The organism is Xanthobacter sp. DMC47, from assembly GCF_056313845.1.
On record NZ_JBQUZM010000001.1, the window covers coordinates 1,234,255 to 1,254,891 of the forward strand.

Here is a 20,637-nt window from a genome sequence, read left to right on the forward strand (position 1 = left end):
GTCCTCCTATCCGATGCGGCCGAGGCCGGGTGCGGCGTCGAGCAGCCATTGGGCGATCTGCGGCATGAAGCCGGTCATGAAGGCGATGCCGGTGAGGATGAGCAGCCCGCCGGCGATCTTCTCCACGAGGCCGAGCCGGCTGCGCGCCGCCCGCGTCCAGACGAGGAACCGCTCGGTGAAGGCCGCGGCGATGAGGAAGGGGATGCCGATGCCGGCGGCGTAGATGCCCAGCAGCAGCATCCCCCGCCCCACCGACGCCTCAGCGCCGGCAACGAGCAGGATCGCCGCCAGCACCGGCCCGACGCAGGGCGACCAGCCGAAGCCGAAGGCGAGCCCGACCACATAGGGCCCGATCAGCCCCGCCGGCCGCGCCATGGGCTCCAGCCGCGCCTGCCGGTAGAGGAGCGGGATGCGCACCAGCCCCGTCATGTGCAGCCCGAACACCACCAGCAATGCACCGGAGAGCAGCGTCAGGGTCTCGATGTGATCCATCAGCACCCGCCCCAGCGAAGAGGCGGTGGCCCCGAGCAGGATGAAGACGGAGGCGAAGCCGAGGACGAACAGCAGGGCCGCGCCGAGGATACTGCGCCTTACGGGCGTTGGACTCTTCCCGTCCTCCGCAACTGTCCCGGCGAGGAAGCCGAGATAGGCCGGCACCAGGGGCAGCACGCAGGGCGAGGCGAACGAGAGCAGGCCGGCAAGGAACGCCCCTGCGAGGCTGACATCCAGAGACATGCTCCTCCCCGATGGTTGGAAACCGCGTCTTTGAAGGTGCGCGGATTGGTCCTTGCCCAAGATATATGCGAATGCGATAATATGTCTCGTGAAATCCAAGTCGGGATTGTGAATTCATGCGTCCTTCAGCGTGCCTCACGCTCGCAGCCGGCCTCATCGCGGCCGGCCTTTCGGTGTTTCTCGCGCCTGCTGCCTCGGCGCGCGAACTGCTGATGTTCGAGCGCAAGGGCTGCGCCTATTGCCTGAAGTTCGACCACGACGTGGCGCCCATCTACGAGAAGACCGAAGAGGGCCAGCGCGCCCCGCTCCGCCGCGTGGACCTCTCCGACGGCACGCCGCGCGACGTGGTGCTGGCCGCCCCGGTCCGCTTCACGCCCACCTTCGTGCTGGTGGACGAGGGGCGCGAAGTCGGGCGCATTACCGGCTATGCTTCAGATGAAGCGTTCTGGGGCCTGCTCGGCTCCATCGAGGACAAGAGCGCGGGCGCGCGGCCGTGAGGCCGCCCCGCCGGGATTGAGAAGGCAGGCACATGTCGATCGTTTCCAGGCGCCTTGAGGACGAGCTGCGGGAAGGCCCGGAGATCTCGCCCGAGCTTGACCGCCTCATGCGCAACGCCCGCAAGGCGAGCGACTTCCTCAAGGCGCTCTCCCACGAGAACCGCCTGCTGCTGCTGTGCCTGCTGGCGGAGGGCGAGCGCTCGGTGACGGAGCTGGAGAACATCCTCTCGCTGCGCCAGCCCACCGTCTCCCAGCAATTGGCGCGCCTGCGCCTCGATGATCTCGTCACCACGCGGCGCGACGGCAAGACCATCTATTACAGCCTCGCCAACGATGATGTGCGGCGGGTCATCTCGGTCATCTACGACATGTATTGCGGCACCCCCGCATCGGACGCAAAGTAAGCCTCAGTAAAAATGCGCCGGGCCGGCGACGGGACGTCTCACAAGTCCCGCTCCGGCCATCTCAGGGAGGAAGGCGCGCAATGGATGTTTCGAGCCCCTGGTGGACCGCGCTCGCCGGTCTCGCCGTGGGCGGGGTGGTCGGCTTCGCCGTGTTCCGCGCCCGCCTCTGCACCTTCGGCGCGCTGGAAGACGCCATGGTGGGCCACGACTGGCGCCGCATGAAGGTGTTCGCGCTCGCCCTCGGCCTCGCCGTGCTGGGCACGCAGGCACTCGCCATGGCCGGCATTCTCAGCCCGGACCGCACCAATTACGTCACCACCGCGCTGCCCTGGCTCGGCATCCTCACCGGCGGCGTGCTGTTCGGCCTCGGCATGGCGCTGGTGGGCACCTGCGCCTTCGGCTCGCTGGTGCGCCTGGGCTCGGGCGACCTGCGCAGCCTTGTCGTGCTGCTGGTGTTCGGGGCGGTCGCCTACGCGACGCTGCGCGGCATCTTCGCCGGCCTCCGGGTGGACGGGCTGGAGCGCATCGCCGTGCTGCTGCCGGCCGGCACCGCGAGCGACCTGCCCTCCATCATGGGGCGGCTCACGGGGCATGATTTCCGGGGCATCCTCACCGCCGTCGCGGGCGTCGCGCTGGTGGCGCCGGCCTTCGCCGACCGCAGGCTGCGCCGCGCCGGACGGCTGATGACGGCGGGGGTGATGCTGGGCCTCGGCGTGGTGGCCGGCTGGCTCGCCACCACCTGGCTGGTGGACGAGTTCGCCCACCCCACCGCGCCGCAGAGCCTCACCTTCGTCTCGCCGGTGGCGCGCGCCCTGTTCGGCGTGCTGTTCGAGCCCACGAGCCTCGCCGAGTTCGGCGCCGGCAGCGTGTTCGGCGTCGCCCTCGGCGCCTTCGCCGCCGCCCGCCTCGCGGACGAATTCCGCTGGGAGGCGTTCGACGACCCGCGCGAGATGAAGCGCCATCTGCTCGGCGCGGTGCTCATGGGGTCAGGCGGCATCCTCTGCGGCGGCTGCACCATCGGGCAGGGGCTGACGGCCGGGTCCCTCTTCGCCTTGTCCTGGCCGCTCGCGGTGGCGGGCATGGCGGTGGGCGCGCGGCTCGGCATCGCGCTGCTGATGGAAGGCTCCCTCACCGGCTTCGTGCGCCAGAGCGTGGCCGGCCGCTTCGGCTTCCACAACAAGCCCTGAGGGCGCGCGCTACCGCGTGGACCGCGCCAGACGGACGATGGCATCCGCCACCCTCGCGTGGAGGCTTGCCGGCAGATGGTGGCCCATGCCCTCGATCAGCAGGAATTCGGCGCCCGGGATCGCGGCGGCGGTGTCGGCGCCGCAGGCCGGCGGGATCAAGGGATCGCAAGCGCCGTGGATGACCAGCGCGGGCACGCCGATGGTTGCGAGCCGAACGCGGCGGTCCCCGGCCACGACCATGGCGGCGAGCTGCCGTCCCGCTCCGGCGGGATCATGGCTGCGCTTCGCCTCCTCCAGGACAAGGCGACGATGGACCGCTTCGTCCACGGGATGACCGGGGCCGGCGATGCGCCGGGCGAAGGCGAGACTGTGGGCCAGAAAGCCGGCTTCGTCGCGGGCCGGATCGGGCGCCGGGCGCATCATCAGCGCCACCACGTCCGGCTCGGCCTGCGGCAGCGCCGGATTGCCGGTGCCGGACATGATTGAAGTGAGGGACAGCACCCGTCCGGGATGCTCGCTCGCCATGATCTGCGCGATCATGCCGCCCATGGACAGGCCGACCACATGCGCTTGGGGAATGGCGAGGGCATCCAGCAGGCCCACTGCGTCGGCCGCCATGTCGAAGAGAGTATAGGGCACCTCCGGCCGCTGCCCCGCCCTCAGCGCGGCAATGAGCGCGCCGAGGTCCGGCGGCGGGTGTTGGCCAAGATGGGTGGAGCCGCCGGCATCGCGATTATCGAAGCGGATGACGCGAAAGCCCTGCCCCGCAAGGGCGGCACAGAACGGGTCCGGCCAGCGGAGCCTCTGCACGCCGAGGCCGGCGATCAGCAGGATCGCGTCGTCCGCGGAGCCGAAGGTGTCGTAGGCGAGATCGAGGCCGTTGGCCGTCGCGAGGGTCATGGCGCAGTCCGTGAGACACGCCCCAATTAAGACCCGGATAAATTTACGTCAATATTACCCGGATTAAATTTTCGGATTCGCTTGTCCGAGGACCACCGCCAGCGCATCGGCGAGGCCGCGCTCCAGGGCGCCACCCGGTCCTTCCGTCAGGTCCGGAAGTTCCAGCACGTCGCGCAGGATGCCGAACCCCATCAGCAGCGCTGCCGCCAGCGCCGCGCGCTGCGTGGCGTTGGCGTCAAGCTGCGTGCCCAGGGGCGCCACGAAGTCCTCGATCACCACCGCGCGCAGCACCGCCGCGGCCTTCGGGCTGGTTAGGGAGTGGATAAGGATGCCCATCGGCCCGGCCTCGCAGCCCGCGTCCGCCTTGGATTTGGACACCACATGGGCCGCCAGCATGCGGGCTGGATCGGTGCCGAGATCATCGAGGAACGTCTCCGTCTGCATCGCCCGCTTCAAAGCCGCATGGAACAGCTGCTCCTTGGAGCCAAAGGCGCGATGAACATAGGCGACATCCACGCCGGCGTCGGCCGCGATCTCGCGCAGTCCGGTCTCGTCGTAGGACTGCCGCGAGAACCGCGCGACGGCAGCCGCGAGGATTCTCTCCCGCCCGGGCGCAGGCGCCGAGCTGTCACGCGGTTTGGTCATCACATCCGTCCTCGTCCGGTCTTGACGCGTAGAAGGCCACGGACAAGAGGTCAACAGCTGTTGACTTCCGCCCGCCGGCTGATCTAGATGGATAGCAGAACCGAGGGGCGCGAGGTTCCGCAGTGGAGATTTCCATGCCTATGCACCGGCGCGCGCCCTTCAGGCAGATGCCCGCTCGACATTCGCCAACCGGCTGCGCCGTGCCCCGGTTCCCGAACAGGACGGCCTGATCCCCCATGCACGCCTTCTATCGTCACCCGGCGGCAGACGCCGGAACGGGCGCCCGTTCGCCTGCGCGGCGGCCGACGGCCGCACTGATCTCGGTCTTCGCCCTGGCAGGCCTGCTCGCCGCCTGCGACGGGGAAGCAACGCCCCGCAAGACGCCGGAGGCCGGGCGGCCCGCGATCTTCGTCCGGGCCACGACCGTGGCGATGACGGACCGCGCGACCTCCGCCTCGCTGACCGGGGACGTGGAGGCCAAGGTGCTCACCCAGCTCTCCTTCCGCGTCGGCGGTCGGGTCACGGAACGGCTGGTGGACGTGGGCGCGCACGTCGCGGCCGGCGATCTCCTGGCGCGCATCGACCCGACCGAGCAGCAGGCCGACCTCGACGCTGCGACGGCCGCCGTCGCCGCCGCCGAGTCCCGGCTGCGCGTGGCCAATGCCAATTTCGATCGGCAGGCGACCTTGCTCGCCAAGGGCTACACCACCCGCTCCACCTACGATCAGGCCACCGAGACGGCCGGCGCGGCGGAAAGCGCGCTGGAGACCGCGCGGGCCCAGCTCGGCACCGCGCGCGATGCGTTGGGCTATGCCGAGCTGCGGGCCGGCGCGGCGGGCGTCATCACCGCGCGCACCGTGGAGGTCGGGCAGGTGGTGCAGCCCGCCCAGGCGGCGTTCACTTTGGCCGAGGACGGCACGCGCGACGCGGTGTTCGACGTCTATGAAACCTTCTTCCGCAACCGCGACGCCGACCGCATCAAGGTGGCGCTGGTCTCCGATCCCAAGGTCGCCGCGCAAGGGCACGTTCGGGAGGTCTCGCCGGTCATCGACGCGAGCAACGGCACGGTGCGGGTGAAGGTGGCCATCGACGCGCCGCCCGATGCCATGGCCCTCGGCAGCCCGGTGACCGCCACCGTGACGTCGAAGGCGCGGCCGCGCATCGTCCTGCCCTGGAGCGCGCTGGCGTCCGAGGGCGCGGACCCGGCCGTCTGGCGGATCGATCCGAAGACCCGCGCGGTCTCCCTCGCCAGGGTCGCCGTGGATGCCTTCGAGACCGGCTCCATCGTCATTTCCTCCGGCCTCGCGCCGGGCGACATCGTGGTCGTGGAGGGCGCCAAGCGCCTCAGCACCGGCCAGACCGTCGACTACACCCTGGAGAGCGGCTCATGAGGCACGCCCGTCCCATCCTGGCGCTCGCCGCCATGGCCGCCCTCGCCGGCTGTGGCGAGCAGGCCGCCGCCCCCGCCGTTCCGCCCCGTCCCGTGCTCACGGCGGTGGTCCAGCCCCTGTCGCGCGATGGGCTCGAAGTGGTGGGCACCATCGAGCCGCAGGTGCAGACCGAGCTGAGCTTCCGCGTGCTGGGGCGGCTGCTCGTGCGGTCGGTGAACGTGGGCGATGTGGTCGCGAAGGATCAGGTCGTCGCGGCCATCGACGACACCGCCCTGAAGCTCGCGGTGCGCTCCGCCCTCGCGGAGGTCGCCAACGCCCAAGCCCAGCTCACCAATGCGTCCGGCACGGAGCAGCGCCAGCGGACCCTGCTGGAGACCGCCGCCACCAGCCGCGCGACATTCGAGACCGCCGAGCAGAGCCGCGCCGCCTCCGAGGCGTCTGTGGCCCGGGCCCAGGCGAACCTCGTCAAGGCGCGCGAGCAATTGGCCTATGCCCAACTGAAGGCCGAATTCGCCGGCGTCGTCACGGCGGTGGGCGCGGAGGCCGGGCAGGTGGTCTCCCCCGGGCGCAGCGTCGTCACCATCGCGCGGCCCGACGTGCGCGAGGCGGTGGTGGATATCGGCGAGGACTTCATCGGCGACGTGCGGATCGGGTCGCCGTTCCAGGTCAGCCTTCAGCTTGACGGGGCGCCGACCGCCACCGGCCGGGTGCGCGAGATCGCCCCCCAGGCCGACAGCGTGACCCGCACCCGCCGCGTGCGCATCACCCTCGACCATCCGCCCGAGGCGTTCCGGCTCGGCAGCACGGTGGCGGCACGACCGGCCAGCGATCTTGCCGCCGATCTGTTCGTTCCCGGATCGGCGGTCTTCACCCGCGACGGCAAGGCCTTCGTCTGGCGTGTCGCAAGCGACGACCGGACGGTGCATGCGCAGGAGGTCGCCGTTTCCGCCACCACCGGTGACCGAACCCGCGTGACCGGGGGACTGGCCGTGGGAACGCGCCTCGTGACGGCCGGCGTGCACAGCCTGTCCGAGGGCCAGAAAGTGCGTCTAGAGCAGGATGCCCAGCCGTGAAGTCGTTCAACCTGTCCGACTGGGCGCTCGAGCACCGCTCGCTCGTCTGGTACTTCATGCTCGCCTTCGTGCTCGCGGGCTTCCTGTCCTACCTGCAGCTCGGCCGCGAGGAGGACCCCGCCTTCACCATCAAGACCATGGTGATCCAGGCGCAATGGCCCGGCGCCTCGGCGGAGGAGATGACCCGGCAGGTCACCGAGCGCATCGAGAAGAAGCTCGAGGAGCTTGAGGCGCTGGACTACACCCGCAGCCTCACCGTGCCGGGCCAGACCACCATCTTCGTGAACCTGCGCGACACCACCAAGGCGCGCGACGTGGTGCCCACCTGGCTGCAGGTGCGCAACATGGTCAACGACATCCGCAGCACGTTCCCGCAAGGCGTGACGGGACCGCAGTTCAACGACCGGTTCGGCGACGTCTACGGCAACATCTACGCCTTCACCAGCGATGGCCTCACCCAGCGCCAGCTGCGCGACCGGGTGGAGGAGGTGCGCGCGGAGGTTCTGACCGTGCCGAACGTCGGCCGCGTGGACATCATCGGCGCGCAGGATGAGGTGATCTTCCTCGAATTCTCCACCCGCAAGATGGCTGCGCTCGGCATCGACCAGCGCGCCGTCCTCACCGCGCTCCAGGCGCAGAACGCGCTGGTGCCCTCGGGCGTGCTGCAGGCCGGGCCGGAACGCATCGCCGTGCGCGTCAACGGGCAATTCACCTCCGAGGAGAGCCTCAAGGCCATCAACCTCAGGATCAATGGCCGCTTCTTCCCCCTCACCGACATCGCCACCATCCGGCGGGGCTACGTGGACCCGCCCCAGTCGCTGTTCCGCTTCAATGGCGAGCCGGCCATCGGCCTCGCCATCGGCATGAAGGCCGGCGCCAACCTGCTGCAGTTCGGCGAGGCGCTGAAGGCGGAGATGGCGCGCATCGAGGCCGACCTGCCGGTGGGGGTCGGCGTGCATCTCGTCTCCGACCAGCCACAGATCGTGGAGGAGGCCGTGGGCGGCTTCACCCGCGCCCTCATGGAGGCGGTCATCATCGTGCTCGCCATCAGCTTCGTCAGCCTCGGCCTGCGTGCCGGGCTGGTGGTGGCGATCTCGATCCCGCTGGTGCTCGCGATCACCTTCCTGGTGATGGCCTATTCCGGCATCTCGCTCCAGCGCATCTCGCTCGGCGCGCTCATCATCGCCCTCGGCCTCCTGGTGGACGACGCCATGATCGCGGTGGAGATGATGGTGGCGCGGCTGGAGGCCGGCGATACGCTCAGGAAGGCCGCCACCTACGTCTACACCTCGACGGCGTTCCCCATGCTCTCGGGCACGCTGGTGACGGTGGCGGGCTTCATCCCCATCGGCCTCAACAATTCCAATGCGGGCGAATTCACCTTCACCCTGTTCGTCGTCATCGCCGTGTCGCTGCTGGTGTCGTGGCTGGTGGCGGTGCTGTTCACGCCTCTTCTTGGCGTCGCCATCCTGCCCAAGAGCCTGCCGCATCATCAGGAAGGCGGCGGCCGCTTCGCCCGTGCCTTCGCCGCGATCCTGAAACAGGCCATGCTGTGGCGCTGGGCGACCATCGGCATCACGATGCTCGTCTTCATCCTGTCCCTCGCCGGCATGGGCCTCGTGCAGCAGCAGTTCTTCCCGTCCTCCGACCGCCGGGAGCTGATCGTCGACTGGAACCTGCCGCAGAACGCCTCCATCGCCGAGACCAACGCCCAGATGGCGCGCTTCGAAAAGGAGGTGCTGAAGGGCAACCCCGACATCGACCACTGGTCCACCTATGTGGGCACGGGCGCCCCGCGCTTCGTGCTGCCGGTGGACGTGCAGCCGGCGGACGTGGCGTTCGGCCAGACCATCATCGTCACCAAGGGGCTGGAGGAGCGCAACCGGCTCAAGGGGCAGTTCCAGGCCTATCTCGACAAGGCCATGCCCGGCACCGACGCCTTCGTGCATTTCCTCGACATCGGCCCGCCGGTCGGCCGCCCGGTGCAGTACCGGGTGAGCGGGCCGGACATCCAGCAGGTGCGCAGCTATGCCCTCGCCTTCGCCGGCGTCATGCGCGGCAACCCGCACCTCGGCAACGTGGTGTTCGACTGGATGGAGCCCGCCCGCGTCATCAAGGTGGACGTGCTCCAGGACAAGGCGCGCCAGCTCGGCGTCACATCCGAGGACATCGCCGGCGCGCTCAACGGCGTGCTGGACGGCACGTCCATGACCCAGGTGCGGGACGACATCTATCTCGTGACCGTGCTCGGCCGCGCCACTGCGCAGGAGCGCCAGTCCATCGAGACCCTGCGCGACCTGCAGCTGCCCGGCTCGGGCGGACGCTCCGTGCCGCTGGCGGCGGTGGCGACCCTGCGCTACGAGATCGAGCAGCCCACCATCTGGCGCCGCTCGCGGCTGCCGACCATCACGGCCAAGGCCGGCATCATCGATGCCGCGCAGCCGAACACGGTGGTGGAGCAGCTCACCCCCGCCGTCGCGGCCTTCAACGCGAAGCTGCCGCCCGGCTATCGCGTCGTCATCGGCGGCGCGGTGGAGGAGAGCCAGAAGAGCCAGGCGCCCATCCTGGCGGTGATGCCGCTGATGCTGTTCATCATGGCCACCATCCTGATGATCCAGCTGCAGAGCTTCCAGCGGCTGGTGCTGGTGTTCGCCGTCGCGCCGCTGGCGCTCATCGGCGTCGTCGCCGCGCTGGTGCCGAGCGGTGCGCCGCTGGGCTTCGTCGCCATCCTCGGCGTGCTGGCCCTCATCGGCATCCTCATCCGCAACTCGGTGATCCTGATCGTGCAGATCGAGCATCTGCGCGCCGAGGGCCGCCCGCCGTGGGACGCGGTGCGGGAAGCCACGGAGCACCGCATGCGGCCCATCCTGCTCACCGCCGCGGCGGCGAGCCTCGGCCTCATCCCCATCGCCCGCGAGGTGTTCTGGGGGCCCATGGCCTACGCCATGATGGGCGGCATCATCGTGGGAACGGTGCTGACGCTGCTGTTCCTGCCGGCGCTCTATGTGGCGTGGTTCCGCATCCCCGCCCCGAAGGCGGGGGACGATGCAGCTGCGGCGGGGCCTGCCCCCGCCGCCCCCGCCGATAGCCCGGCCTGAACGGCGGCCGCAGCCGTCCGGCTCAGGCGGCGGACGGCGGCGCGGCCTTCAGGGCGTCGGTCGCGTCCACGGGCAGCGCCGACAGCCGCGCCAGCGGCAGCACCCGCGGCGTCGCCGTGCCCGCGAGCGCGGCGAGGTCGAAGCGGGTGAAGTTCATGCCGGCATAGTCGCGCACGAAGAACAGGCGCCGATCGAGATCCGACAGGCTGGTCCAGGAGGTGAACTCGGTGGCGTAGGGCCGCGCGCCGTCCTCCTTCAGCCCCGCCACCTCCATGTGGCCGCCGCCTGCCCCCGGATAATCGATGGAGACGCCCCGCGGGCGGTCGAAATTGTTCATCACATGGGCGAGCGCGCTCACCGCCCCATCGGGCGTGTCCGCCGGCTCGGCGAACTGCGCGTAGTACACCGCCCGCACGAAGCGCCCGACCGAGGTGCTGGACGCGGGCAGGCCGGCCGTGGCGATGCCGGAGTCCGGCTGGCGGGCCGCATAGCCGCCGAAGGTCGCGGCCGGGCGGTCCACGTTGCTGAGGAAGGTGTAGTTGTCGAGATTGGTCAGGTGCCAGTCGAAGCGGGGGCCGTTGGTCATCACCCGCACGGGGTTGTCGTAAAGCTCCATCGTGCCCTTGTGGAACTCGATCACCAGCGAGGCGCCCGAAGCGTCGTTCACCACATAGTGGAACGGCGACACCGCCCCCTGGAGAATGGCCAGCGCCTCCAGCACGACCGGCTGGTCGCCGAGCGCCGCCTTCACCTCCGCCACGCTCGCGAACCGGCCCAGCACCCAGCTCCCGAGGTCGGAGGCGGCGAGCACCGCGCGCGTCATCTCCACCGCCTGCCCCCGGCCGGCGGCGGACGGATAGGACAGCACGCTGAAGGTGACGCCCGTGTCGTTCAGTCCCTCGACGACCTTCAGGTCCGCGATGCCCAGCGGCGCCTGCGGCGTCGGCACCCGCCCGGGCATGGTGATGGCGAGAAAGGCGTGCTCGACTGCATAGGCGAGCGCCGGATGGCCGGGAACCGCCGAGCTGACCGAGATCCCCGCCGGGAAGTAGGCCACCTCGTAGGGCAGCTCGACCGTCAGTTCGAGCGTGCGGCCGAGATAGGAGCGCCCCGCGGCATCCCTGTAGACGAGCGCTGTACACATGCCGGCGTCTCCCCGGAAACGGACGCCCCGCACCGTGCGCGGCCCCCCGCTTGGTGGCACACTTCGTGCCGTGCGCAAAGGCCGCGTACAACCACGCTTCAACGCCTTCCGGGTTTGATTTAGCGTTAAGCTCTTGTTAGGACTTGAAGATGGGACGATGCACGGGAATACCGCTCAAGAGCGGCATCCGTCCCCCGTGCAGGTTCATTGGCGGAGGATCGTCCCAGGTGTCCCATCGATTGATCCGCGACCTCCGCAGGGGCATCGTCCGGCTGAAAAGCCTTCAGGTCCCGGTGTTCGTGACCGCCGTAATCACCGCCTCGGCCCTCGGCGGGTGCGTGCCGGCCGGCGCGCCGTCCATTCCCTTTTTCGGCGCCTTCTTTCCCTCCTGGCTGCTGTGCGCCGGCATCGGCATCATCGGTGCCGTGCTGGTGCGGGTGGTGCTGATCCGCCTCGGCATCGACGACGTCATCCCGGCGCGCCTGCCCGTCTATGTCTGCGTGGCGGCGGGCATCGGCTTCCTGGTCTCCATCGTCAGCTTCGGGCGATAGGTCGTGGAAAACGCGGAAAAGGCCCTCCCCCGGCGCACGGCCGGTGTCGTCGTCAGCCTCGTGGCGGTGGCGGCTGCGGTGGTCTTTGGCTGGCGCTATATCCATACTGCCGAGACCAATCCCCTGTCCCAGGATGCGATCGTCACCGCCGACACGGTGAACGTCTCGGCCGCCGTCCCCGGGCGCATCTCGGTGATCGAGGCGAAGGACAACGGCAGCGTGCGCAAGGACGCGCTGCTGTTCGCGCTCGATGCCACCTCTTACAGGCTGCAGGCCGAGCAGGCCGCCGCCGACCTGAGGATCGCCGAGGCGGCGCTGGCGGACCGGGAGCGCGCCGTCTCGGCCGCACGCTCCAACGCGGTGATCGCGCAAGAGCAGGTGGCGCGCGCCCGCTCCAACCTCGAACTGGCCAGCCAGACCCTGGGCCGCCTCGAAGCGCTGCGGCCCAAGGGCTATGTGAGCGCCCAGCAGGTGGACGACGCCGCCACCGCCAGGCGCGATGCCGAAATCTCGCTCAAGCAGGCCCTGCACCAGCAGGCCGCCGCCGACGCCCTGGTCAGCGACGCCGCCGCCGCCGCCGCTTTGGTGGACGCGCGACGGGCGGCGCTGGGGCTGGCGCAGCGGGCGCTCGCCGATACCGAGGTCCGCGCGCCGTTCGATGGCAAGGTGGTGGGCCTCGCCGTATCGCCCGGCGAGTTCGTCATCTCCGGCCAGTCTGTCTTCACCCTCATCAACACCGGCGCTTGGTACGTCTCCGCCGCGTTCCTCGAGACGGAGCTACCCCGAATCGCCCCCGGCGATTGCGCCACCGTCTATGCCCTGGCGGACCGCGCCCGGCCCATCCGCGGCCGGGTCGAGGGGATCGGCTGGGGTGTGGCGTCGGAAGAACTCATCAAGCTGCCGCGGACGATGCCCATCGTGCCCAAGTCACTGGACTGGGTGCGCGTCGCCCAGCGCTTTCCGGTGCGCATCCGCCTCCTCGATCCGCCCGAGAGCCTCATGCGCATCGGCGCCTCCGCCACAGCGACGGTGCATCATGGCAGCCGCTGCTGACCGGCCGTGGCCGGCCATGGCGCGCCAGGCGTGGCGCGACCTCTTGCCCTTCCCGGACCGGGCCGGGCTGACATGGCGCGTGGCGCTCTTGTGCGCGCTCGTGGCTGCCGTGGCGATGGTCTACCGGGTGCCGGAAGCAGCCATCGGCTGCTATCTCGTCATCTTTCTCGCCCGGCCGGACGGGGCGGAGTGCGTCGGCCAGGGCATCGGCCTCATCATTCTCGCCGGCATCGTCGTGCTCTCCATGGCGCCGCTGATCGCGGCGACGGCCGACGAACCGCTGCTGCGCATCGCCATTCTGGCGCTCCTCTCCTTCGTCTTCGTGTTCCTCGGCGCGGCCTCGCAGCTCGGCGAGACCGGCTCCATCATCGCCCTCGTGATCGTCTTCGTGCTGACCCTGGTGGACCAGCTCCCGGCGGGGGAGATCGCCACGCGGGGACTGCTCTATGCGTGGCAGATGGCTGCCATGCCGATGGTGCTGATGATCGTCTTCAACCTCGTGTTCGGCACCTCTCCCCATCGCCTCCTGCGCAGGACGGTGGCGGAACGCCTCACGGCGGCCGCGGAGGCCCTGTCGCTGCCGCCGGACACCGCGCCGGAACGGCTCGCCGCGCCCCTCGCCGAAGGCATCGACGCCGACGGACAGAAGGTGACGCTCGCCCGCCTGTTCCACACCGCTCCATCCGCCGAGGTGACGTGGCTGTCCGGCGCCGCGCGCACCAGCTACCGATTGCTGCTCGCCGTCGCCGCCCTCCCCTCCGGGATGACGACGGAGACCCGCGCCGCGCTCGCGGAGCACTGCCGCATGGCCGCCGGGCGCGTGGCGGCCGGCCAGCGGCCGCCGGCACCGCTGCCTCAAACCGGGCCTGAGGCCGGGGCAGGACGCCCGCAGGCTTCCGCTGCCCAAGCCGCCGTCACGGCGGCGCTCACTACCCAAGAAGCCGCCGTCACGGCAGCCCTCGCCGGCCTCGCCCGGGACGACGGCGGCACCGACACGGTGGCCCCGAAGCCCCCCTTCCTCGCCGCCGACGCCTTCACGAATCCGGACTACCAGCGCTATGCCCTGAAGACCACGGCCGCGGCGGTCCTGTGCTACGTGACCTATTCGCTGATCGGCTGGACGGGCATCCACACCGCCATGATTACCTGCTACGTCGCGGCGCTGGGGACGACGGCGGAGACCGTCCACAAGCTGGCGCTCCGCATCGCCGGATGCCTGCTTGGAGCCGGGCTGGGCTTCCTGTCCATCCTGTTCGTCATACCCCATCTGGAATCGGTGGGCGGGCTGATGGCGCTGGTCTTCCTCGGCATTCTCCCCGCGGCCTGGATCTCGGCCGGCAGCGAGCGCATCTCCTACGCCGGGGTGCAGGTGGGGCTCGCCTTCCTCCTCACCATCCTCAACGGGTTCGCACCGAGCCTCGACATGGCGGCGGGGCGGGATCGCATCGTTGGCATCCTGCTCGGCAACCTCGTGGTCTACCTCATCTTCACCGGCATCTGGCCGAAGAGCGCCGTCCTCGACGTTCAGGCCCGCCTGTCGCGGGCGCTGTCGGCGCTGGCACGGCTAGCGGAACGGGAGCCTGCCGCGCGCGCAGAGGCGGTCGACGACGCATCGCTGGTAGAAACCGAGGTGGAGAAGGCCCGGCAGCACCTACTGCTGCTGCCGTTCGAGCCGGCCTCGCAGCGCCCGGCCCCGTCCCGCATCGCGCGCCTCGACGCCTTGATCGCGGAAGTGCGCGCGGCCCTGCCGGTTCTCCTCTTCGCCGGCGCGCCCTCGGCGGAAATCCCGGCGCTCTTCGCCCGCGCCGCGGAAGACGTGGCGCGGGGCGGCGGCAGCCTCCCCGACACGGGCGACGGCGAGGGCGACCGCAGCGGGTTCGCGGCGCAGGTCCGTCGCATCGAGCGGCTGGCGGCGGGGTGAGGACATGATGCGCCCCCCTCCGCGCCCGCGGCCGACCCCCTTTGCGAGCTTCGCCCGCCGCACCCTCCTCCTGCTGGCCTGCATGCTGCTGCCGGCCTGCGCCCTCAACGCGCTCGACAGCGCGCCGGCCGATCCCTCGCAACCCTGGACGCCCAAGCAGGCCGATGCGCAGCCGCCGGCGCCGGCGGCGGATGCAGGGTCCGCCGCCGGGACCGCATCGGCAGGCGCTCCGGCCTCTCCGCCGGCACCGAATTTCGCCGTGCCCCCCGAACCCGCCGCCGCGCTGATGAAGCCGACGCCCGACATCTCCCCGGGCCGGACCTACGGCCTCGCCGAGCTGATCGACCTCGCCCAGAGCCAGAACCCGGCCACCCGCCTCGCCTGGCAGCAGGCCCGGCAGGCGGCGCTGGCGGCCGGCATGGTGGAGGCGACCTACGTGCCGCTCATCACCGCCAATGTGATCGGCGGCTACCAGACGTTCGCCAACCCGCTGCCCCTCACCATCGGCGGCGTCAACCAGGTGCAGAGCACGGTGACCGGCCTGTCGCCGCAGGTGGCGCTGCAGTGGCTGGTGTTCGACTTCGGCCAGCGCAGCGCCCTGCACCAGACGGCGAAGGAGACGTCCAACGCCGCCAACGTTCTGTTCAACGGGGTCCATCAGAAGATCATTTACGACGTCACGCGCAGCTATTTCCTCTACGGCGCCGCGCGCAGCCGGGTGGACGCGGCCAGCCAAACCCTCGCCAACAGCCGCGACATCCTCGATGCGGCGGAGGCACGGCTCAAGAACGGCATCGGCAACACCGTGGAGGTGGCGCAGGCGCGCCAGCAACTGGCGCAGTCGCGCTTCGCTTTGGTGCAGGCCGAGGGGAGCGAGCGGGACGCCTACCAGATACTCCTCGGGGCCGTCGGGGTGAGCCCGGTCACGCAGATCCGGGTGCGGCCGGCGGCCGGGCGGAGCCTGCCGGAGAGCATCGGAACGCCCACCGAAAAGATGATCGAGGCCGCTCTCGCCCGCCGGCCGGACGTGCTCGCCTCCTTCTCGGCGATGAAGGCGAGCCAGTCGGGCATCGCCGCGGCGCAGGCGGAATTCATGCCGAAGGTCTATCTGAGCGCCGTGGCCGCCACCGGCAATACCAGCCTGTCGGCGTCCGGACTGCCGAACATCGGGCAGATCTCCTCCGCCTCCGGCGTGATGATGGGCGCCACCGTGCCCATCTTCGACGGCGGGCTCAGGGCGGCACAGGTGCAGAATGCGCAGTCCCTCGCCGCGGCGACCGAGGCGACGTTCGACAAGGTGCGGGACACCGCCGCCCGCGAGATCGTCGCCAGCGCCAACACGCTGCGCTCGGCGCTCGCTTCCTACCGGGCGGCGACCGCCCTCGCGGACGCGGCGGCCGTCACCTACGACGCGGCGCTCTCCGCCTACAAGGCCGGCGTGGGCAACATATCGGTGGCCACGGCCGCGGACAGCGGGCTGCTGGTGGCCCGCCAGGCCCGTTCGGATGCCCACGCCGCCTCGCTGGCCGCGGCGGCGAACCTCGCCTTCGTCCTCGGCGCCATGACCTCGCGCGATGTCCCGATGGGGCTCGTGGCCCGATAAGGGTGGCCCGCTGACGATAACCCGGGCCTGAGCGGCCAGCCAGCCATGAGCAAAACTGATCCATGCGGCAGGACAAATCGTTTGCCGCGCTCCGGCATCACTGCAACCCTGACAGTCAAGACTGAAAGGGTGCGTCCAGATGAAAGATGCGGACAGCCGCAGAATAATAGTTCACGTTACCACCAGCCGGAACTTGAATTCAACGGCGCGCGAGTTGGTTCTCGAAGCATCCGACGGCTCTCAGCTTCCAGCCTATGAGGCGGGAGCCCATATCGACATTCACCTGCCGGGCATCGGCGCCCGCCAATACTCTCTCGTGCGCCCGTTTCAGGCAGGAGAGCCCTATGTCGTGGCCGTCCAGCGGGAGGACGCGGGGCGCGGCGGCTCGCGCTGGATCCACCAGCATCTGCGGGTGGGCGAAACGCTGGAGGTGAGCGCGCCCCGCAACCATTTTCCGCTCCGGCCCGCGCCACGGACGCTTCTCGTGGCCGGCGGCATCGGCATCACCCCCCTGTTCTGCATGGCGCAGACCTGCGAGCGCGACGGCCGCCCCTATCACCTCGTGGTCTGCAGCCGGAGCGAGGAAAGCCTCGTCTATTACGAGGATCTGCTCGGCCCCCGCCGGCACGGCCGGGTCCAGTTCGCGCTCGACGGCGGCGATCCCGCGCGCCGGCTCGACATCCCGGCCCTGCTGCACGCCCAGCCCCCGGGCACCCATGTCTATTGCTGCGGCCCTTCCGGCCTGATGGCGGCGGTGCGCGAGGCCGGGCGGTCATGCGAGGAGCTGTCTCTCCATTTCGAGGCCTTCGGCGCCGACCCGCGGGCGACCGACGGCGCCGATGACGGGGCGTTCACCGTGGACTGCAGGGCGAGCGGCCTCACGCTGGAGATCGGGCCCGGCGATAGCATTCTCGACCGCCTCATCGCCGCCGGGCTCGATGTCGATCATTCCTGCCGCGAAGGCTATTGCGGCACCTGCGCCACCCGCTGGCTGGCCGGGACGCCGGTCCACCGCGACACCTGCCTCGGCGAACCCGAGCGCGACCGATACGTCGCCATATGCACCGCCCGGGCCGCGCCGGGCGCCCCCCTCGTTCTCGATCTCTGAAACCCTGGACGGACTGGCATGGCCAAGAACATCACCTGCGCATTCGGCGTCGACGTCGATGCGGTCGCCGGCTGGATCGGCACATTCGGAGGCGCGGATTCGCCCCACGACATCTCCCGCGGCCTGTTCGCCGGGGAGGTGGGCAGCCTGAGGCTGCTGGATCTGTTCGACCGCTACGGGCTCAAGACCACCTGGTTCATTCCCGGCCACTCCGTCGAGACGTTTCCGGACGAGATGGCGCAGGTGGTGGCGCGCGGCCACGAGGTCGGGCTGCATGGCTACACCCATGAAAATCCGCTCGCCATGTCGCTCGCGCAGGAGGCCGACGTGCTCGACCGCTGCATCGAGCTGCTGACCGCCCTCGCCGGCCGCCGCCCGGTGGGCTACGCGGCGCCGTGGTGGGAGCTGAGCCCCAACACGCCCAAGCTGCTGATGGACCGGGGCGTGCTCTACGACCATTCCATGATGCACCGGGACGTCTCGTGCTACCGCCTGCGGACGGGCGACAGCTGGACGGCGATCGACTACGGCCAGCCGGCCGCCAGCTGGATGAAGCCGCTCGTCCGGGGACGGGAGACCCGGCTGATCGAAATCCCCGTGAGCTGGTACCTCGACGACCTGCCGCCCATGATGTTCATCAAGAAGTCGCCGAACAGCCACGGCTTCATGAATCCCAGGGACATCGAGGAGCTGTGGCGCGAGCAGTTCGACTGGATCTATGAGGAACTGGACGAGGCGGTGGTCAGCTTCTGCCTGCATCCCGACGTCGCCGGCCGGCCGCAGGTGCTGCGCATGCTCTCCCGGCTGATCGAGCACATGGCCCGCCGGCCGGGGGTCACGTTCAGGACGCTGGAGGAGATCGCCGTCGCGTTCGACCGCGCCCATCCGTTCGCGGGCTGAGACCATGTGCGGGATGTGCGGCCTGTGGGCCGGAATGGCGCACTGGTCCGACGCAGGACGGCTGCCGGCCGGTGTGCCGGCCGCGGCCCCGGCGGCCGCGCGCATGGCCCAGGCACGCGCCCTTGCCGCCTTCTGCGCGCTCGCGGGCATCGGGGTGCGGGACTGGATGCTGTCGGCGTGGATCCTGGAAGACCGGTCCGGCGGCACCCTGATCGTCGAGACCCTCCCGCAGGTGTGGGAGGGGGTCAGGCGCCTGTCGGGACGGGAGATGGACCCGCTCGACGAGGCGTTCATCGCCGGCGTGGAAGCGCTCGGAGCCGCACGGCGATGACCCCGGCCGCCGGCGATCGGCGCATCCCGCTCCACATCGTCACCGGCAGCCTCGGCAGTGGCAAAACCACCTATCTGCGCCGCGCCCAGGAGAGCGGCGCCCTCGCCGGCGCCCTTCTGCTGGTGAACGAGGCGGCCGCCTTCGGCGTGGACGACCGGCTCCTGCGCAGCGATTCCACCGCCGTCGCCCTGCTCGCGAACGGGTGCCTGTGCTGCCGCATGGACCGCGGGGTGAAGGAGGAGCTGCACCGGGTGCTCGCGCTCCACCGCGCGCGCGGCGACTTCGACCGGGTGGTGCTGGAACTGAGCGGCCTCGCCGATCCGCTGGCGGTGATCGCCACCATCGTCTCCGACCCCTTCCTCGATGGCCAGTTGCGGATCGCCCTGGTGGTGACCCTGGTGGATTGCCTGCACGACGCGCAGAGCGTCGGCACCGCTGAGCACCGGCGCCAGATCGCGGCGGCGGACATCGTGCTGCTCACCAAGATGGACCTGACGACGCCGCAGGAGACCGCCGCGGCCGCGGCGCGGGCGGCCGCGCTGCAGCCCCTGGCGCCGTGCCTGAGCGCGGCGGACACCGCATTCGACCGCCTCGTGGCGGAGGCCCGGCACCTGCGCGCCGACCGGCGGGCCCGCAGCGCGTTCCTGGCGGCCACCGGGCGCTTCGCCTGCCGGCCTCCGGACCCCGACACCTTCTGCCTGAGCATGTCCGGGCGCCTGGACTGGACGCGGCTCGCCCTGTGGCTGTCGCTGCTGCTGCACCGGCACGGGGAGAGGATCCCGCGCATCAAGGGCTTCCTCCACCTCGAGGGCGCAGACGCGCCGGTGCTCCTCAACTGCGTGCGGCACATCGCCTATTTCCCGGAGCACCGGCCCGTGGCGGAGGCGGCCGGGACATCCTCGTTCCTGGTGTTCATCGTGGATGGGCTGCCGCAACATCTGATCGCGCGATCGTTCACCGCCTGCGTGGGGCCTGCATCCCTCGCCAGCACTCCGGCGCAGGACGAGCATGCGGCGCGCGACCTGCGTTGAGCCCGAACCCCGCGAAAGGCTAAGCTCCCCCGATGCAGGCATCCGCCCGCCCCAACCTGCGCCCGGCACCGGCATCGAGCCCGCGCACCCTGTCCGGAGGGAGACGATGAAGCGCCGCCTGCCGCCGCTCCTCGCCCTGCGCGCATTCGAGGCCGCCGGGCGCCATCTGAGCTTTTCCAACGCCGCCGACGAACTGAACGTGACCCAGGGGGCCGTCAGCCGGCAGATCAAGCTGCTGGAAGAGTTCCTCCACGCCCCCCTGTTCCGGCGGCTGACCCGGCAGGTGGAGCTGACCCCCTTTGGCCAGAGCTATCTCGAGGCCGCCACCTCCGCCCTCGACGAGATCGAGCGCGCCACCGTCCAGAGCCTGCAGGAGGCGCGCGCGCTGTCGGTGAGCGTGCTGCCGACCATCGGCGTGCTGTGGCTGATGCAGCGGCTGACGACCTTCATGATGACCTATCCCGAGATCCGGCTGCAGGTCTCCTCCTCGCTGGAGCCCGTCAGCTTCAAGCGAGAAGGGGTGGACGTCGCGCTGCGGGTCGGCAAGCTGCCGGGCGCGATCCACGACCCCGCCGCGCCGCAGATCTCCTTCCGGATGACGGAGAGCTGGGACGACGTCGCGGTCACGCCCCTGTGGGAAGACCGCATCACCCCGGTGATGAGCCGCCGGCTGTTCGAGCGGCACGGCCCGGTCGCCTCGGTGGAGGATCTGGCGCGCTTCCGCCTGATCCACAACCTCAAGCGGCCGGACTGCTGGCCCGCCTGGCTGCATGCCGCCGGCGCACCGCCCACCGAGGGGGCGGGGCGGGTCGATGTGGGCCACTCCTTCATGGCGGTCATGGCGGCGCGGGACGGCGAGGGCATCGCCTGCGTGCCGACGATCGAGATCGACAATCTCGAATGGCGCGACCAGCTGGTGCAGCCCTTCCCCCTGCGGGCGCAGAGCGCCGGCGGCTACTATCTCCTGTGCCCGAAGGAAAAGGCCCTCGCCAGCGAGGTGAAGCTGTTCTCCAGCTGGCTCGTCGGCCAGTGCTGACGGCGGGTTCCAGGACCTGGGGCCGACGC

General features: G+C 70.4%; 19 protein-coding genes. 15 read left to right on the top strand and 4 right to left on the bottom strand.

Annotated elements, in window-relative coordinates:
* Nucleotides 1-6: 6 nt before the first annotated feature.
* On the bottom strand, nucleotides 7-735 hold the full coding sequence (locus ACT54R_RS05695) for a cytochrome c biogenesis CcdA family protein (protein WP_476324418.1): 729 nt from the start codon (nucleotides 733-735) through the stop codon (nucleotides 7-9).
* 116 nt (nucleotides 736-851) lie between these two features.
* Here ACT54R_RS05695 and ACT54R_RS05700 point away from each other — a divergent pair, with 116 nt between their 5' ends.
* From ACT54R_RS05700 to ACT54R_RS05710, 3 genes are all read left to right on the top strand, one after another.
* The gene (locus tag ACT54R_RS05700) at nucleotides 852-1,232 is read left to right on the top strand and encodes a thioredoxin fold domain-containing protein (RefSeq protein ID WP_476324420.1); all 381 of its coding nucleotides are present in this window, start codon (nucleotides 852-854) and stop codon (nucleotides 1,230-1,232) included.
* Nucleotides 1,233-1,264: 32 nt separating this feature from the next.
* Nucleotides 1,265-1,636 carry an ArsR/SmtB family transcription factor gene (locus ACT54R_RS05705; protein ID WP_024280680.1) on the top strand — a complete coding sequence of 124 codons (372 nt, stop codon included), beginning with the start codon at nucleotides 1,265-1,267 and terminating at the stop codon, nucleotides 1,634-1,636.
* Between the two features lie 80 nt (nucleotides 1,637-1,716).
* Nucleotides 1,717-2,823, top strand: coding sequence for a YeeE/YedE family protein (locus tag ACT54R_RS05710; RefSeq protein ID WP_476324422.1), 1,107 nt, complete (start codon nucleotides 1,717-1,719; stop codon nucleotides 2,821-2,823).
* Nucleotides 2,824-2,832: 9 nt separating this feature from the next.
* Here ACT54R_RS05710 and ACT54R_RS05715 read toward each other — a convergent pair whose 3' ends face one another.
* Nucleotides 2,833-3,723 carry an alpha/beta fold hydrolase gene (locus ACT54R_RS05715; protein ID WP_476324424.1) on the bottom strand — a complete coding sequence of 297 codons (891 nt, stop codon included), beginning with the start codon at nucleotides 3,721-3,723 and terminating at the stop codon, nucleotides 2,833-2,835.
* 63 nt (nucleotides 3,724-3,786) lie between these two features.
* Entirely contained in the window at nucleotides 3,787-4,368 is a 582-nt protein-coding gene (locus tag ACT54R_RS05720; protein ID WP_476324426.1) for a TetR/AcrR family transcriptional regulator, read from the bottom strand.
* Between the two features lie 236 nt (nucleotides 4,369-4,604).
* Here ACT54R_RS05720 and ACT54R_RS05725 point away from each other — a divergent pair, with 236 nt between their 5' ends.
* Genes ACT54R_RS05725 through ACT54R_RS05735 form a run of 3 tightly spaced genes read left to right on the top strand, consistent with a single transcriptional unit; the run spans nucleotide 4,605 to nucleotide 9,930 of the window.
* Complete coding sequence (locus ACT54R_RS05725) at nucleotides 4,605-5,759, top strand: efflux RND transporter periplasmic adaptor subunit (protein WP_476324428.1); 1,155 nt, start codon at nucleotides 4,605-4,607, stop codon at nucleotides 5,757-5,759.
* Nucleotides 5,756-6,832, top strand: coding sequence for an efflux RND transporter periplasmic adaptor subunit (locus tag ACT54R_RS05730; RefSeq protein WP_476324430.1), 1,077 nt, complete (start codon nucleotides 5,756-5,758; stop codon nucleotides 6,830-6,832). The genes ACT54R_RS05725 and ACT54R_RS05730 overlap by 4 nt, the downstream gene beginning before the upstream one ends.
* On the top strand, nucleotides 6,829-9,930 hold the full coding sequence (locus ACT54R_RS05735) for an efflux RND transporter permease subunit (protein WP_476324432.1): 3,102 nt from the start codon (nucleotides 6,829-6,831) through the stop codon (nucleotides 9,928-9,930). The genes ACT54R_RS05730 and ACT54R_RS05735 overlap by 4 nt, the downstream gene beginning before the upstream one ends.
* A gap of 22 nt (nucleotides 9,931-9,952) precedes the next feature.
* Here the strand turns inward: ACT54R_RS05735 and ACT54R_RS05740 are convergent, their stop codons facing one another.
* A complete protein-coding gene (locus ACT54R_RS05740) occupies nucleotides 9,953-11,074 on the bottom strand; it encodes a linear amide C-N hydrolase (protein ID WP_476324434.1) in 1,122 nt (373 codons plus the stop codon).
* 227 nt (nucleotides 11,075-11,301) lie between these two features.
* On the opposite strand from ACT54R_RS05740, the gene ACT54R_RS05745 reads away from it, so the two are divergent.
* The 9 genes from ACT54R_RS05745 to ACT54R_RS05785 all read left to right on the top strand — a co-directional run bounded on the left by ACT54R_RS05745 (nucleotide 11,302) and on the right by ACT54R_RS05785 (nucleotide 20,608).
* Nucleotides 11,302-11,625 carry a YtcA family lipoprotein gene (locus ACT54R_RS05745; RefSeq protein WP_476324436.1) on the top strand — a complete coding sequence of 108 codons (324 nt, stop codon included), beginning with the start codon at nucleotides 11,302-11,304 and terminating at the stop codon, nucleotides 11,623-11,625.
* 3 nt (nucleotides 11,626-11,628) lie between these two features.
* On the top strand, nucleotides 11,629-12,678 hold the full coding sequence (gene mdtN / locus ACT54R_RS05750) for a multidrug transporter subunit MdtN (RefSeq protein WP_476324438.1): 1,050 nt from the start codon (nucleotides 11,629-11,631) through the stop codon (nucleotides 12,676-12,678).
* On the top strand, nucleotides 12,662-14,599 hold the full coding sequence (locus tag ACT54R_RS05755) for an FUSC family protein (protein WP_476324440.1): 1,938 nt from the start codon (nucleotides 12,662-12,664) through the stop codon (nucleotides 14,597-14,599). The genes mdtN and ACT54R_RS05755 overlap by 17 nt, the downstream gene beginning before the upstream one ends.
* Before the next feature lie 4 nt (nucleotides 14,600-14,603).
* Nucleotides 14,604-16,202: a TolC family protein gene (locus ACT54R_RS05760; protein ID WP_476324442.1), complete on the top strand. Its 1,599-nt coding sequence runs from the start codon at nucleotides 14,604-14,606 to the stop codon at nucleotides 16,200-16,202.
* 214 nt (nucleotides 16,203-16,416) lie between these two features.
* Nucleotides 16,417-17,310 carry a PDR/VanB family oxidoreductase gene (locus ACT54R_RS05765; RefSeq protein ID WP_476324444.1) on the top strand — a complete coding sequence of 298 codons (894 nt, stop codon included), beginning with the start codon at nucleotides 16,417-16,419 and terminating at the stop codon, nucleotides 17,308-17,310.
* Nucleotides 17,311-17,328: 18 nt separating this feature from the next.
* Nucleotides 17,329-18,210: a polysaccharide deacetylase family protein gene (locus ACT54R_RS05770; RefSeq protein WP_476324446.1), complete on the top strand. Its 882-nt coding sequence runs from the start codon at nucleotides 17,329-17,331 to the stop codon at nucleotides 18,208-18,210.
* Nucleotides 18,211-18,244: 34 nt separating this feature from the next.
* Nucleotides 18,245-18,541, top strand: a complete 297-nt coding sequence (locus ACT54R_RS05775; protein WP_476324448.1) for a hypothetical protein — start codon at nucleotides 18,245-18,247, stop codon at nucleotides 18,539-18,541.
* Nucleotides 18,538-19,572: a CobW family GTP-binding protein gene (locus ACT54R_RS05780; protein WP_476324449.1), complete on the top strand. Its 1,035-nt coding sequence runs from the start codon at nucleotides 18,538-18,540 to the stop codon at nucleotides 19,570-19,572. The genes ACT54R_RS05775 and ACT54R_RS05780 overlap by 4 nt, the downstream gene beginning before the upstream one ends.
* Nucleotides 19,573-19,678: 106 nt before the next feature.
* Nucleotides 19,679-20,608 (top strand): LysR substrate-binding domain-containing protein, encoded by a 930-nt coding sequence (locus ACT54R_RS05785; protein WP_476324451.1) that lies wholly within the window; start codon nucleotides 19,679-19,681, stop codon nucleotides 20,606-20,608.
* Nucleotides 20,609-20,637 lie beyond the last annotated feature (29 nt).